At 72.3% G+C, this 13434-nt stretch carries 14 protein-coding genes; 8 read left to right on the forward strand and 6 right to left on the reverse strand.

The annotated features are described in order from the left end of the window. Positions 1–3: 3 nt before the first annotated feature. On the forward strand, positions 4–852 hold the full coding sequence (locus ABD830_RS05655; protein WP_344985296.1) for a bifunctional helix-turn-helix transcriptional regulator/GNAT family N-acetyltransferase: 849 nt from the start codon (positions 4–6) through the stop codon (positions 850–852). Here ABD830_RS05655 and ABD830_RS05660 read toward each other — a convergent pair. Next, the gene (locus tag ABD830_RS05660) at positions 821–3010 is read right to left on the reverse strand and encodes an MMPL family transporter (RefSeq protein WP_344985297.1); all 2190 of its coding nucleotides are present in this window, start codon (positions 3008–3010) and stop codon (positions 821–823) included. The two genes, ABD830_RS05655 and ABD830_RS05660, sit on opposite strands and share 32 nt — an antisense overlap. A gap of 98 nt (positions 3011–3108) precedes the next feature. Here ABD830_RS05660 and ABD830_RS05665 point away from each other — a divergent pair, with 98 nt between their 5' ends. Beyond that, on the forward strand, positions 3109–3705 hold the full coding sequence (locus ABD830_RS05665) for a TetR/AcrR family transcriptional regulator (protein WP_344985298.1): 597 nt from the start codon (positions 3109–3111) through the stop codon (positions 3703–3705). Here ABD830_RS05665 and ABD830_RS05670 read toward each other — a convergent pair whose 3' ends face one another. Then, a complete protein-coding gene (locus tag ABD830_RS05670; protein ID WP_344985299.1) occupies positions 3706–4728 on the reverse strand; it encodes an alkaline phosphatase PhoX in 1023 nt (340 codons plus the stop codon). Between the two features lie 204 nt (positions 4729–4932). Beyond that, positions 4933–5400 carry a Dps family protein gene (locus tag ABD830_RS05675; protein WP_344985300.1) on the reverse strand — a complete coding sequence of 156 codons (468 nt, stop codon included), beginning with the start codon at positions 5398–5400 and terminating at the stop codon, positions 4933–4935. Positions 5401–5515: 115 nt separating this feature from the next. Between ABD830_RS05675 and ABD830_RS05680 the strand changes: the two genes are divergently transcribed. Together ABD830_RS05680 and ABD830_RS05685 are read left to right on the forward strand one after the other, a co-directional pair. Then, the gene (locus ABD830_RS05680; protein ID WP_344985301.1) at positions 5516–6343 is read left to right on the forward strand and encodes a helix-turn-helix domain-containing protein; all 828 of its coding nucleotides are present in this window, start codon (positions 5516–5518) and stop codon (positions 6341–6343) included. After that, positions 6340–8685: a VIT domain-containing protein gene (locus tag ABD830_RS05685; RefSeq protein WP_344985302.1), complete on the forward strand. Its 2346-nt coding sequence runs from the start codon at positions 6340–6342 to the stop codon at positions 8683–8685. Before ABD830_RS05680 ends, ABD830_RS05685 begins: the two co-directional genes overlap by 4 nt. 24 nt (positions 8686–8709) lie before the next feature. Here ABD830_RS05685 and ABD830_RS05690 read toward each other — a convergent pair whose 3' ends face one another. Continuing rightward, the gene (locus ABD830_RS05690; RefSeq protein ID WP_344985304.1) at positions 8710–8973 is read right to left on the reverse strand and encodes a YciI family protein; all 264 of its coding nucleotides are present in this window, start codon (positions 8971–8973) and stop codon (positions 8710–8712) included. A gap of 72 nt (positions 8974–9045) precedes the next feature. Between ABD830_RS05690 and ABD830_RS05695 the strand changes: the two genes are divergently transcribed. Both ABD830_RS05695 and mmuM read left to right on the forward strand, forming a co-directional pair. Next, positions 9046–9714 carry a Crp/Fnr family transcriptional regulator gene (locus ABD830_RS05695; RefSeq protein WP_344985305.1) on the forward strand — a complete coding sequence of 223 codons (669 nt, stop codon included), beginning with the start codon at positions 9046–9048 and terminating at the stop codon, positions 9712–9714. A gap of 163 nt (positions 9715–9877) precedes the next feature. Then, complete coding sequence (gene mmuM / locus ABD830_RS05700; RefSeq protein ID WP_344985306.1) at positions 9878–10744, forward strand: homocysteine S-methyltransferase; 867 nt, start codon at positions 9878–9880, stop codon at positions 10742–10744. 76 nt (positions 10745–10820) lie between these two features. On the opposite strand, the gene ABD830_RS05705 is transcribed toward mmuM, so the two are convergent. Further along, positions 10821–11249 carry a DoxX family protein gene (locus tag ABD830_RS05705; protein WP_344985307.1) on the reverse strand — a complete coding sequence of 143 codons (429 nt, stop codon included), beginning with the start codon at positions 11247–11249 and terminating at the stop codon, positions 10821–10823. An 85-nt stretch (positions 11250–11334) separates the two neighbouring features. On the opposite strand from ABD830_RS05705, the gene ABD830_RS05710 reads away from it, so the two are divergent. Further along, entirely contained in the window at positions 11335–11796 is a 462-nt protein-coding gene (locus ABD830_RS05710) for a MarR family winged helix-turn-helix transcriptional regulator (RefSeq protein WP_344985308.1), read from the forward strand. A gap of 2 nt (positions 11797–11798) precedes the next feature. Here the strand turns inward: ABD830_RS05710 and ABD830_RS05715 are convergent, their stop codons facing one another. Next, complete coding sequence (locus ABD830_RS05715; RefSeq protein WP_344985309.1) at positions 11799–12506, reverse strand: lysophospholipid acyltransferase family protein; 708 nt, start codon at positions 12504–12506, stop codon at positions 11799–11801. A gap of 148 nt (positions 12507–12654) precedes the next feature. Here ABD830_RS05715 and ABD830_RS05720 point away from each other — a divergent pair, with 148 nt between their 5' ends. Then, positions 12655–13413 (forward strand): alpha/beta hydrolase, encoded by a 759-nt coding sequence (locus ABD830_RS05720; RefSeq protein ID WP_344985310.1) that lies wholly within the window; start codon positions 12655–12657, stop codon positions 13411–13413. The last annotated feature ends 21 nt before the right edge of the window (positions 13414–13434 follow it).

A 13434-nucleotide genomic window follows, 5' to 3' on the forward strand; every position in this document is an offset into this window, starting at 1 on the left:
AAAGTGATCGGCGTGCTGCAGGCGGGCCTGCTCGACTCGCCGTATTCGCTGACCGAGGTGAGGGTGCTGTTCGAGCTGGCCCACACCGCGGCGATGGAGACCGGGGAGCTGCGCACCCTGCTCGGCCTGGACGCGGGCTACCTCAGCAGGATTCTGACCCGCCTGGACGCCGACGGGCTGGTCGCGCGCGAGCGCTCCGCGTCGGACGCGCGCAAGCAGCTCGTACGGCTCACGCCCGCGGGCGCGGAGACGTTCCGATCGCTCGACGAGCGCTCGGCCGGGGAGATCGAGCGGCTGCTGGCCGGGCTGCCGGACGAGAGCCAGGCGCGGCTGGTCGCCGGCATGGCCGAGATCAGGCGCCTGCTGGGATCGGAGGCCGGACAGCGCTCCTATGTGATCAGGCCCCCGCGCACCGGTGACCTCGGCTGGGTGGCCTTCCGGCACGGCGACCTCTACGCCCGCGAGTACGGCTGGGGCACCGGCTTCGAGCAGCTCGTCGCCAGGATCGTCGGCGAGCTGGACTTCTCGCGCGACGCGGGCTGGATCGCCGAGGTGGACGGGGAGCGAGCCGGGTGCGTGTTCTGCGTGCGCCAGGACGAGACGACGGCCAAGCTGCGGATGCTGCTGGTGGAGCCGTCCGCCCGGGGGCTCGGGATCGGGCGGCGGCTCGTGGAGGAGTGCCTGCGGCACGCGCGGGCCGAGGGGTACAAGCGGATGACGCTGTGGACCCGCGACTGCCTGGTGAGCGCGCGGCGCATCTACCAGGCGACCGGGTTCGAGCTGGAGTCGGAGGAGACGGGGACCGAGAACGGGGTCGAGGTCACCGAGCAGGTGTGGTCGCGCGACCTCTAGGCCACCAGTTGAGCGGGCCCGCCAGGCGCATCAGGCTCGGCACGAGGACCGCCCTGATCACGGTGGCGTCCACCAGCACGGCTACCGCCATGCCGACGCCGAGCATCTGCACGAACGTCACCTGCGCGGTGGCGTACGCGGCGAACGTGAGCGCCAGGATGCCGCCGGCGGACGTGATCAGCGGCGCGCCCCCCTGCAAGCCGGTGGCGACGGCCTGTTCGGTGTCGCCCGTCCTGTCGTACTCCTCCTTGATGCGGGAGAGCAGGAACACCTCGTAGTCCATCGACAGGCCGTACGCGACGCAGAGCATCAGGATCGGGATGCTGGGGTCGAGCGTGCCCGTCGGGGTGAAGCCGAGCAGGCCGGAGAGGTTGCCGTCCTGGAAGACCCAGACGAGGGCCCCGAACATGACGCCCAGGCTGAGGAGGTTCATGAGCGACGCCTTGACCGGGAGGATCAGGCTTCCGGTCATCCCGAACAGGACCAGGAACGTGACGCCGAGCATGAGGGCCAGCACCAGCGGGAGCCGGTCGACGACCGAGGCCCGGTAGTCGGCCAGCTCGGCCGGATAGCCGCCGACGAGGACCTCGAAGGGCGGCTCGACAGCGCGTACGGCCGCCACGAGCCGCACGGGGTCGCCGGCCAGCGCCTCGCCGGACGGGACCACGGACAGCCACGCGCCCTGCCCCTGGAACCTCCGGGTGTCGCCGTCGCCTGCCCGCCGGCCGTCCGCGAACGAGCCGGCGGCGGAGTCGACCTGGGCGACGCCGGGCAGGCAGGAGAGTGTCGCGGCATACTGCGAAATATCCCCTGCCGCCCGATCTTTGGAGACGATCTGGATGGCGTCGCTCTCCTCCGCGGGGAAGGACTCGCGGATGACCTCCTGCGTCTGCCGGGACGACGCCTCCAGGGGCAGGATGCGGTCGTCCGCCGCGCCGAAGCGCAGCCCCAGGAGCGGCGAGGCGAGCAGCAGCAGCACCGCCGTGGCCAGCCCGCCGAAGAGCAGGGGCCGGCGCATCACCCTGGTGGCCAGCGCGTGCCAGAACCCGGTGGCGCGCTCGGGCCCGGCCGGCTTGGGCAGCGGCCGCTTGGGCAGCATCGTGCCGCCGATCGAGGCGAGCGCCGCGGGCAGCACGATCACCGCCGCGAACAGGCCGCCGATGACGACGGCGATGCCCGCGTACGCGAAGGAGCGCAGGAAGTCGAACGGCAGCGCGAACAGCACGGCCAGAGAGGCGGCCACGGTGAGCCCGCTGAACAGCACGGTCCGCCCCGCATGCTCGACGGCGCCCGCGACCGCGCCCGCCCGGTCGGCGCCGCGCCGCGTCTCCTCGCGGAAGCGCTGGATCACGAAGAGGCAGTAGTCGATGCCGAGCCCGAGCCCCATGGCCAGCGTCAGGTTGAGGGCGAACGTCGAGACATCGGCGAACAGCAGGACGCCTCTCAGGAGCGCCAGGCCGATCACCATCGCGAGCACCCCGGCGAGGATCGGCACCAGGGCCGCCATGGCCCGCCGCTGATAGAGCCAGAGCAGCACGAACGCCAGCGGGAAGATGACCAGCTCGGCCCGGACGAAGTCCTGCCTGGCCAGCGGCACGGTCTCCCTGAAGACCTCCTCCCCTCCCCCGGCCCGCACCTGGAGCAGGCCGGTGCCCTTGGTGATCTCGGGCACGAGCCTGGGCAGGACCCGCGCGCGCACGTGGCCGGCGTCCCCGGGGACGCGCACCACGATCAGCGCGTGCTTGCCGTCCTCGCTGCGCAGGGTGGCGGGCCGGCCCCGGGTCCAGTACGAGGCGGACTCGGCGACGCCCTCCTGCGCGGCGACCCGCGCGGTCAGCTCCCTGCCCTCGGCCTCGACGGCGGGGTCATCCACAGTGCCGGACCTGGCGGTCACCAGGAAGACCAGGTCGGGGCTGCCGGTGCCGAAGCGCCGGTCCAGCTCGATCTGCGCCCGGTCGGACTCGCTCCCCGGCGCCTCGAACCTGGCCAGCGACAGCCGCGGCACCGCCCCCGCCGCCAGCGCCGCGGCCACGACGAGCACGACGGCGGACAGCGCCAGCACGATCCTGCGGCGCCGTACGAGGAGGAGTCCCAGCCTGCGCAGCGGCGGCCCGCCCGTCTCCTCGCGAGCCGGCCGGACCTGCGTGTTCGCTGCCATGTTCGCCTCCCCGCCGAGCAAAACCCGGTAAACTACTCGTGTTTTCGTTGCCGAACCAGAAATACAAGTGAATGCTCGTATTTGTCCCAAGGAGACCCATGCCTGAACGCACGGTCCGGCGCCAGGCGCGCGGCCTGAAGCGCATGGCGGAGATCCTCGACGCCGCCGAGTCGGTGATCGCCGAGGTGGGCTATCCGGAGATGACGACGAACCACGTCGCCGCGCGGGCGGGGATGTCGCCGGGGTCGCTGTACCAGTTCTTCCGTAACAAGGAGGAGATCCTGGACGGGCTGGTGGCCCGCTACACCGTCGACCGCCAGGAGTTCTGGGCCGCCCGGCTGGCCGCCGTCACCCCGGAGGTGCCGCTGGAGGCGCTGGTGGGGCAGCTCGTGGACGAGAGCGTCCGGTTCAAGGGCGCGTCACCGGCGTACTGGTCGCTGCTGTACGGGTCGGCGACGGGCGATCAGCTGGCCGCGGCGTCGCAGCGTCTGCACGCCGACATCGCCCGGCAGGTCGCCGCCATGCTGCGCCGCCGCTCCCCCGACCTGCCGGAGGAGCGCGCGGCGCTCATGGGGACCATGGCGGTGGCCATGGTGAAGGCGGTGATGCCGCTGGTGACCTCCGCGCCGCCCGAGCGCGGCGCGGAGCTGGTGGCGGAGCTGAAGGTCGTGCTGGTGCGCTATCTGACCGCATGATCAGGCGCGGAACGGCCCCGCCACCTCGAACGTGTGGCCCTCGGTGCGGCCGCGCCTGGCCGAGAAGTAGAGCCGCTCGCCGCCCGGCGAGAAGGCCAGCCCGGTCAGCTCCGCCCCGGTGCGTCCCTCCAGCCTGAGGAACGGCGTGACGGCGCGGTCGGGGGTGATGACATCGATCTCCGTCGTCTCCCTGGCCACGTACAGGTCGCCCGAGGGAGCGGCGGTGATGGCGCGCACGCCCTCGCAGAGCCGGTCGAGCGTGGAGGTCTGCGCGTCGTAGGCCCACAGGCCCGTGTCACCCTTGGTGGTGAAGTAGCACACGCCGCCCGCGTAGTGGCAACCGTCGCCGCCGTCGAAGTGGCGGGCGTCCTCGACCTGGTGGCGGGCCGCCGTGACCAGGGCCGCCGGTGACGGCACCGCCTGCCAGCGGCCCTCCGAGCACAGGACCTCGAGCGTGCCCTCCGTCAGGTCGCCCCAGTCGCCGGGCCTGAACCGGTAGAAGCAGCCGTCGGGCTCGTCCTCGGTCATGTAGATCACGCGCCGCTCCGGGTCGCAGGCGGCGGCCTCGTGCCTGAAGCGGCCCATCGCCAGGCGGGGACGCGCGGCCCGCGCGCCGTAGGGGTCGCACTCGAAGACGCGGCCGCGGTCGCCGAGCTCGCACGACAGCCAGGTGTGCCACGGCGTGGCGCCGCCCGCGCAGTTGAGGTCGGTGCCCGACAGGATGCGGTACGCGTCGCCGACGGTGCCGTCGGGGCGGAAGCGCAGCGCCGAGGCGCCGCCGAGCAGCGGGAGCTCGGAGTTGGACACGTAGATCCAGCCGGCGCCGTCGGGGAAGCAGGCGCCGCCGTCGGGAGCGGCGTGCCAGGTCAGCCCGGCGACCTTCTGGCCCGAACGGGCCACCACCCTGCCGGTGAATCCGGAGGGCAGCGCGAGGCCGTCGGCGCCCGGCAGGCCGAGCGGACCGTACGGGCTGGTGCCGCCCCGCCAGAGCGGGCCCGTGCGGAGGAGAGTCTTGTGGGACATCGTGGGGCCTCCCTCTAGGTGCCACGCTAGTCGACCGCACCGACATGAATGACAGGGACTCGCGACATCAAACTCTGCGCAAACCCCGGACTGGCGGGCAGCGGGCGTGGCCGCTCCAGGCGCGGCGGGAGGCATGCCGAAGCCCGGGCTCCCGATCGGGCTCCCGGGCTTCCGGCAGGTGTTCGTGGGTCAGGCCGGTGCAGGTCAGCCCATGGCCTGGAACATCCAGTGCTGCTTGTCGACGTCCTGCGCCACCGAGATGATCAGGTCCTGGCTGACGGGGTCGGCCTCCTCGGTCGTCCGGACACGCTCGTGCATCCGCTTGCTGACGCCGTCCAGGAGGTCGGTGATCGTCGCCACCACCTTGCCGTCCTCCAGCCAGCCGGACTCCGGCTGCTGGAGCTTCGTGGCCCTGGCGACCGTGGCGGAACGGCCGTCCGGGTTGGCGCCGATCGCGACGGCGCGTTCGGCGATGGTGTCCATGTGCGTTCTGGCCAGGTCGGTGAGCTCGTCGAGCTGGAGATGGATCGAACGGAAGTGCGGGCCGATGAGGTTCCAGTGTGCTTGCTTGGCGACCAGCGAGAGGTCGATGAGATCGACCAGGGCACCCTGCAGAGCCTCCGCGACGGTGTTCTTGGCCTCGCCCGAAAGGGGGCCGGTGATCGCGGCCATGTCGCAATCCTCCCTGTAAGTAGGACTTTTCCCCTATTTAGAACGACAACGACAGGGCGGCAGGCATTCCATGCCGTTATTGACAGTGTAATAATGACAGTGTCATGGTGGAGCTATGAGCGACACCTGGACCATCGGCGAACTGGCCGAGCACGCGGCGCGCGCCCTGCGCGGCGGCGCGGCGCCCGCCAACGGCCGGGTCCGCGACGTGCCCGGTGAACGGCTGATCAGGTGGTACACGACGATCGGCCTGGTGGACCCGCCTCTGACCAGGCGCGGCAGGATCGCCCAGTACGGCCGGAGACACCTGCTGCAGCTCGTGGCCGTCAAGCGCCTGCAGGCGGCCGGCCACTCGATCGCCCAGATCCAAGCAGCGCTGACCGGCGCCACGGATCGCATGCTGGAGACCACGGCCGATCTGGCGTCCACCTCCGGGTCACCGGACGGGCCCTCCCCCTCCAGCCCGGGCCTCGCCACCGCCCTCGAGCCGGGCACCATCCCGAGACCGGCCGCCGCTTGGAGCCCGGACACGACGTCACGGGTGGACGGGGCACCACTGATGGACGGGATGTCTCGGACGGACGGGGCACCTCGGACGGACGCGGCCCCACGAGCAGATGGGGCCCCACCAGCCGACGTGGCACCGGCCCCCACCGGCGCCGCGCACCCCCGGGACGGCGCCGTTCGGGCCGGTGGGGAGCACACCAGGGGGCGGTTCTGGGCTGATCGTCCCGGGCAGGCGGCCGCACGGGCCCCCATGACGGCCGGGCATGAGGCGGCTCACGAGGGAAGCGCTGCCCCGATGGTCACAGGGGTCAGGCTGGCGGACGGGGTACGGCTCGTGCTGGACGCGGGCCGGGTCCCCTCCGAGGAGGACGTCCAGGCGGTGCTTGCGGCGGCGGCGCCGCTGCTCGCGGTGCTCGAAGAGAGGGAGCTCACATGAACATCACTTCGCTGGAGCCCGCACGGTGCCTGCCGGTGCCCGACGCCGGGTTCGGCGCGCTGCGGACGGAACGCGGCAACCTGCCGCTGGAGAGCGTGGACGTGGCCGCCGACATCTCCGGGCTCATCGCCGGGGTCGAGGTCACGCAGGGGTTCAGGAACCCGTTCGACGTCACGCTCGAGGCCACGTACGTCTTCCCGCTGCCCGACCGGGCGGCCGTCACCGGGTTCAGGATGGAGGCCGACGACCGGGTCGTCGAGGGCGTGCTGAAGGAGCGCGCCCAGGCCAGGGCCGACTACGACCAGGCGCTGCGCGAGGGCAGGCGGGCGGCGATCGCCGAGGAGGACCGGCCCGACGTGTTCACGATCAGGGTGGGCAACATCCTGCCCGGCGAGCGCGTCTCGGTCAGGCTGACCATGAGCCAGCCGCTGCCGTACGAGGACGGAGCGGCCATGTTCCGCTTCCCGCTGGTCGTGGCCCCGCGCTACATCCCGGGCAGTCCCATCGACGGCCCGCCCGCGGGCGACGGCGCCGCGCCCGACACCGACGCGGTGCCCGACGCGTCCAGGATCAGCCCGCCCGTCCTGCTGCCCGGCTTCCCCGATCCCGTGCGCCTGTCGCTGCGCGCGACCGTGGACGCGGCCGGGCTGGAGCTGCGCGAGCTGGCCTCCAGCCTGCACGTGGTCGAGGAGGAGGGCCACACGGTACGGCTGCGCCCGGGCGAGCGCCTCGACCGCGACTTCATCCTGCGGCTGTCGTTCGACGCGTCCACGTCGCTGCAGCTGGACGGGCGCGGGACGTTCGCGCTCACCGTCGTGCCGCCCCCGCTTCAGTCCACGCGCACGCCGCGCGACCTGGTGCTGGTCCTCGACCGTTCGGGCAGCATGGGCGGCTGGAAGATGGTCACCGCGCGCAGGGCCGCCGCCCGCATCGTCGACACGCTGACCGAGCAGGACAGGTTCGCGGTGCTGACGTTCGACTCCGTGGTGGAGGAGGCGTTCGAGGGGCTGGTGGAGGCGTCGGACCGCAACCGGTACCGCGCCGTCGAGCACCTCGCCCGCGTGGACGCCCGGGGCGGCACCGAGCTGCTGGAGCCGCTGCGCCGGGCCATCGCGCTCCTGGGCGCCCGGGGCGAACGCGAGCGCGTCGTGGTGCTGGTCACCGACGGCCAGGTGGGCAACGAGGACCAGATCCTGGAGCAGGTCGGCGGCGCGCTGTCGGCCATGCGCGTGCACACGGTCGGCATCGACCGCGCCGTGAACGCCGGCTTCCTCGGCCGCCTCGCCGGGCTCGGCGCGGGCCGCTGCGAGCTGGTCGAGTCGGAGGACCGGCTCGACACCGCCATGGAGCAGATCCACCGCAGGATCGGCGCTCCCCTGGTGACCGACCTCTCGCTCAAGGGCCTCGACGTCGAACCCGACACGGTCACCCACCTCGGGTCGATCTTCCCCGGGGTGCCGCTGCGCGTGTACGGGCGCTGTCGCGAGGGCTCCTCGCTGACCGTACGCGGGATGGCCGCGGACGGTCCGTGGGAGGAGCAGGTCGCGGGCGTGACGGTGGACAATCCGGCCATCCGCGCCGTCTGGGCCCGCGCGCACCTGCGCGAGCTCGAGGACCGGTACGCCATGGGCGAGCACGACCTGGAGCCGAGGATCGTACGGACCTCGCTCGAGCACGGCGTGCTCTGCCGTTTCACCGCGTACGTGGCGATCGACACCAGGCAGGTCGCCGAGGGCGCTCCGGAACACCGCGTCATCCAGCCGGTCGAACCGCCGAGCGGGTGGGAACCGCCGCAGGCCCCGCCGATGATGGGCTTCACGGCGCACGCGGCGGTGATGGCCGCCCCGCGGATGGGCGCCCAGCGGATGCGGCTCCCACAGCCGGGCCTCGGCGACCTGGATCAGGGGCTCATGGCCGGCGGCCCGGCCGGCTCCGCCGAGGGCTTCGGCGTCTCCCCGATGCCGGGACAGCCGCCCGCGCCCTCCGCGCCGGGTGGTGCGGTGCGCGGCCCAGGGTGGGCCCGGTCGCCGAAGTCCGCGCCGCGGCCCGCGCAGCCGCTGGATGCGGTCAGGCCGCAACTGGTGGCCGAGCTCGACCGGCTGAAGGCGCTGCCCGTGGCCGACCTGCTGTACCTGGCGGACCTCGGGTCGCGGCTGGCGGCGCTGGCGGCCTACCTCGGGGGCAACGAGCAGCTGGCGGCGCTGGCCCGCGAGCTGGAGTCCGCCGAGCGGCCGGGCGCCGACGCCCAGACCCTGCACGACCGGGCCGTGGAGGTCCTCACGGCCCTCGTGGGCGGCGAACCCGGCTCAGGCCGTCGCGGCCCCTTCTGGAAGCGCACGTAGGAGGCGCGTGCCGCGGAAGGGCGGCTACATGATGGGAGCCCACTCCTTCATGAGCACGATCTCGTAGCCGCCCACCGCCGTGTACGGGTCCTCCCGGAGGATGTCGCGCAGCTCGGCCTCGTCCGCCACCTCGTACACGTGCATCGCCCCCGTGTCGTCCGCCCAGGGTCCGGCGGTCACCAGCCGTCCCTGGTCCTTGAGCCGCCGCAGATGATCCCGGTGCGCGGGGCGGGCCGCCAGGCGGCTGGGGGCGTCGTCGAAGGCCATGTGGAGTACGTATCTCGCCATACCCGCACGCTAGGGCCCGGCCGGCCGGGTGCTCAGCATCACGGGTCACCGGGGTGGTGTATCACGGGATACATGACGTACACGCTGGCCGACCTGCCGATGTTCGGCGGGCTCGACGACGGGCGGCTGCGGGGGCTGGAGGCGCTGGCGCGGCGGCGGCGCTACCCGGCCGGGCAGGTGCTGTGCACCGAGGGCGATCCGGCTGAGCACCTGATCGTGCTGCTCGACGGGCGGGTGAAGGCCGGGCGGGTGAGCGCGGAGGGCAGGGAGGTGGTGCTGGCCGTGGAGAGCGCGCCGGTCGCGTTCGACAAGACGGCGCTCCTCGTGGACGGGCCGCACCGGGCGACCCGGTCGGCGCTGACGGCGGTGGAGGTGGCGTACCTGCCGCGCTCCACAGTGCTCGAGCTGGTCGCCGCCGAGCCGTCCGTCGCGGCGCGGCTGCTGCGCACGCTGGCCGCGACCGTGCGGGACCTCGACGAGCGGCTCACCGACGCGGCGGTGCGCGACGTGCCCTCACGCGTGGCCACCTGGCTGGTACGCCGGTGCGCGGGCGGCCGGGTGCCGCTCCACGCGGGGCAGGCGGGTCTGGGCGCCGAAATCGGCGCGACCAGGGTGAGCGTCAACCGGGCCCTGCGCGGGTTCGAGCGCCGGGGGCTGATCGAGATCCGCGCAGGCGAGGTGATCGTGGTCGACCCCCAGGCCCTCGCCCGCCTCGCAACCATCCCGGCCCCGGCTCCCTGACCCGTCCACGCCGGCCACCCGGACACGAGCCGGTGGTGGCGTCCTTCGGAGGCGCGTGCCGTTCGGCGGTGGGAGGGCTCGGCCGTGCCCGGTGGCGGTGCCGCACGAAGCACTGATCGTGGCGCCGCGACGTGCGCCGCGCGAGTGCTCGTACCCTGTATGCGTGACTGCACTTGTCCTGGACGGCGGCCTGTCCACCCAGCTCGAACGGCTCGGCGCCGATCTCGGCGACGAGCTCTGGTCCGCGCGGCTGCTGCTGGAGCAGCCCGAGCTGATCAGGCGCGTGCACGCCGACTACTTCGCGGCGGGCGCCGACGTGGCCACGACCGCCAGCTATCAGGCCACGATCCCGGGCTTCCTGCGGCGCGGGCTGGACGTGGCGACGGCCGAGCGGCTGATCAGGCTGTCGGTGGAGCTCGCCGCCCAGGCGCGCGACGAGGCCGGTCGCGGGCTGGTGGCGGCCTCGGTCGGCCCGTACGGCGCCTACCTGGCCAACGGCGCCGAATACACCGGCGACTACGGCCTCGACGAGGAGGGCCTGTTCGAGTGGCATCTGCCGCGCTGGGAGATCCTCGCCTCGGCCGGGGCCGACCTGCTGGCCTGCGAGACGATCCCGTCGTACCCGGAGGCGCGGGCGCTGGTCAGGCTGCTGGCCCGCACGCCCGGCGTGAAGGCGTGGGTGAGTTTCTCCTGCCGCGATCGGGAGCGGCTCAACGACGGCACGCCGATCCGTGAGGCGGCCGCGCTGTTCGGCGGAAACCCGCAGGTGGTGGCCGTGGGCGCCAACTGCACCGCGCCGCGGCACATCCCCGGGCTGATCTCGTGCCTGGCCGGCGGGCCGCCCGTGGTGGTCTACCCCAACTCGGGCGAGACGTGGGACGCCGGGCACCGGCGCTGGCTGGGGCTGGCCGATCCGGTGGAGTTCGGGCAGGCCGCCAAGGAGTGGCAGAAGGCGGGGGCGTCGCTGATCGGCGGGTGCTGCCGTACGACTCCTGAGCACATCGCGCAGATCCGCGCCCACCTGTCCTGAGGCCTGAAAACGCGAACGGACCCCGCGTGCGCGGGGTCCGGGACGAGGCGTGTCAGGCGCACACCTGGGCGCACGCCTAGGCAGACACCGCCGCGGCGCCGCGGCGGCGGCCCAGGACGCTGTCGAGGGCCAGCGCGCCCCCGCCCGTGAAGCCGATGGCCAGGCTGGCGGCCGCCAGCGCCAGGACGTACTCGTAGCCGCCCTCGCCGACGGCGAAGCCGCCCGAGGCGTGCACGAACACGATGGCGCCCACCATGTCGAGGGCCAGCAGCGTGCCCGCGATCGGCAGCGCCGCACCGAGGATCAGCGCCAGGCCGCCCACCACCTCCAGCACCGCCACGGCCGGAGCGGCCACCGACGCCAGCGGGATGCCCGCTGCCTCGAAGAACTTCGTCGTGCCCGCGATCCCCATGGTCGCGAACTTCTGGTAGCCGTGCACGAGGAAGATCACTCCGATGGCGATCCTCGCGAGGAGCAGGACGACGGGGCGGGCCTGGTCGATCATTGGAGCTCCTTGGAAGAGTCGTTCAGATTTCAACCAGCACCCTAACACCGATCGTTCAAAATTGAACAGCACGTAGAATGGGCCGGTGACAGACCCCCGATGGCTGGACGCGACGGAGATGGCGGCGTGGCGCGCCTTCCTGTCCACTTCCCACCTGCTCGAGCGGCGTATCGAGGAGCAGCTCAAGGCCGCGGCCGGGCTGACGCATCCGCAGTACGAGATCCTGGTCCGGCTCGCCGAGGCGCCCCGACGTCAGATGCGCATGACCGAGCTGTCCAGGGGCGCCGTGGTGTCGAAGAGCGCGCTGACGTACCAGATCACCCAGCTCGAGAAGGCCGGCCTGGTGGAACGTGCCACATGCCCCGGCGACGAGCGCGGAGTGCTGGCGGTGCTGACCGACGCGGGCCTGCGCTGCCTGGAACGGGTGGCGCCGGGCCACGTGGAGGTCGTGCGCGAGTATCTGATCGACCGGCTCAGCCGGGAGGAGCTGCAGGCGATGACCACCGCCATGCAGAAGACCGAGGCGGTCCTGCGCTCCCGCCGGTGAGGTCAGCTCTTGGCGGCGGCGGCGCGCGCGGCGCGCTCCATCTCGACCCGCGCGCTGGCGGCGTACTTGTCGACGTATTCCTGGCCGGACAGCTCCATCAGCGCGTACATGATCTCGTCGGTCACGGCGCGCAGCACCAGCCGGTCGTCCTCCATCCCGTAGTAGCGGGAGAAGTCGAGCGGCTTGCCGAACTTGACGCCGGGCCGGATGCCGAGCTTGGGCAGCGGCCGCCCCGGCGGCATCATCTCGTACGTGTTGACCATCGCCCACGGGATGACCGGCGCCCGTGACTCCAGGGCGAGCCTGGCCACGCCGGTCTTGCCCTTGTAGAGCCGCCCGTCGGGCGAGCGGGTGCCCTCGGGGTAGATGCCCAGGATGTGGCCCTCGCGCAGGATGCGCAGGCCGGTGCGGAGCGCCGCCTCACTGGCCTTGCCACCCGAGCGGTCGATCGGCACGGTGCCGACCCCGCTGAAGAACAGGCGGGTGAAGAAGCCCTTGATGCCGCGCCCGGTGAAGTAGTCGGCCTTGCCGAGCGAGATGACCTTGCGACGGATCTGCAACGGCCCGAAGAAGTGGTCGGCGAACGACAGATGGTTGCCGGCCAGGATCGCGGGCCCCTGTTTGGGCACGTTGTCCGCGCCCTCCGTCCACGGCCGGAACATGGCGAGGAGGAACGGACTCAAGATGGCCTTGACCACCCAGTAGAACACCCCGGCACCTCTTCTCCAGCACGTTGCGGGCGACCCAGAGTCATCTTCCCATCCCGAAGGCCATGCTCCTACATCAGCTCTCGCACAAACACCCCGGAACGTGCGACGATCGGGCAGTTCCGGGATGAAATTCCGTCAAGGAGCTGTTATGCCGCTCATGCCAGGCGCGGAGCCCTACCACCACGACGGAGGCCAGGTCGGTGTGCTGCTCTGCCATGGGTTCACCGGCACCCCGCAGTCGCTGAGGCCATGGGGGGAGTTCCTGGCCGGGCACGGGGCGAGCGTCTCGCTGCCCCGCCAGCCCGGGCACGGCACCACGTGGCAGGAGATGAACAGGACGCGCTGGGACGACTGGTACGCCGAGGTGGAGAAGGCGTTCGCGGACCTCCAGGGACGCTGCCAGAATGTGTTCGTGGCGGGGCTGTCTCTCGGGGGCTGCCTGGCGCTGCGCCTCGCCGAGGTGCACGGCTCGGCGATCAGCGGCGTGGTGGTGGTCAACCCGTCGATCGCGAACGACGTGCCGCTGCTCAGGCTCGCTCCGCTGATCAAGTGGTTCGTGCCGTCGGTGGCCGGCGTCGCGAACGACGTCAAGAAGCCCGGCGTGACCGAGCTGGCCTACGCCCGCACCCCCGTGAAGGCGGCCGCGTCGCTGCCCACGCTATGGTCGCTGGTGCAGGCTGACCTGGCGAAGGTGACACAGCCGCTGCTGGTGTTCCACAGCGCGGAGGACCACGTGGTCAAGCCGACGAGCGTGGCGATCATCCGCGAGAAGGTCACGCAGGCCACGATCGAGGAGCTTACCGATAGCTACCATGTTGCGACGCTGGACAACGATGCCGACAGGATCTTTGCCGGGAGCCTCGACTTCATCCGGACACATGCCTCGGTACCCTTGCAGAGGGACTGATCGCACCCAGGGGGAAGTCGC

Origin of the sequence: Nonomuraea helvata (assembly GCF_039535785.1) — a bacterium.
GTDB lineage: Bacteria > Actinomycetota > Actinomycetes > Streptosporangiales > Streptosporangiaceae > Nonomuraea > Nonomuraea helvata.

What these genes read in the sequence shown, in the direction of transcription:
- ABD830_RS05660 (WP_344985297.1), bottom strand. Translation starts at nt 3,010, where the DNA reads ATGGCAGCGAACACGCAGGTCCGGCCGGCTCGCGAGGAGACGGGCGGG.
- ABD830_RS05665 (WP_344985298.1), top strand. Translation starts at nt 3,109, where the DNA reads ATGCCTGAACGCACGGTCCGGCGCCAGGCGCGCGGCCTGAAGCGCATG.
- ABD830_RS05670 (WP_344985299.1), bottom strand. Translation starts at nt 4,728, where the DNA reads ATGTCCCACAAGACTCTCCTCCGCACGGGCCCGCTCTGGCGGGGCGGC.
- ABD830_RS05675 (WP_344985300.1), bottom strand. Translation starts at nt 5,400, where the DNA reads ATGGCCGCGATCACCGGCCCCCTTTCGGGCGAGGCCAAGAACACCGTC.
- ABD830_RS05680 (WP_344985301.1), top strand. Translation starts at nt 5,516, where the DNA reads ATGAGCGACACCTGGACCATCGGCGAACTGGCCGAGCACGCGGCGCGC.
- ABD830_RS05685 (WP_344985302.1), top strand. Translation starts at nt 6,340, where the DNA reads ATGAACATCACTTCGCTGGAGCCCGCACGGTGCCTGCCGGTGCCCGAC.
- ABD830_RS05690 (WP_344985304.1), bottom strand. Translation starts at nt 8,973, where the DNA reads ATGGCGAGATACGTACTCCACATGGCCTTCGACGACGCCCCCAGCCGC.
- ABD830_RS05695 (WP_344985305.1), top strand. Translation starts at nt 9,046, where the DNA reads ATGACGTACACGCTGGCCGACCTGCCGATGTTCGGCGGGCTCGACGAC.
- ABD830_RS05705 (WP_344985307.1), bottom strand. Translation starts at nt 11,249, where the DNA reads ATGATCGACCAGGCCCGCCCCGTCGTCCTGCTCCTCGCGAGGATCGCC.
- ABD830_RS05720 (WP_344985310.1), top strand. Translation starts at nt 12,655, where the DNA reads ATGCCGCTCATGCCAGGCGCGGAGCCCTACCACCACGACGGAGGCCAG.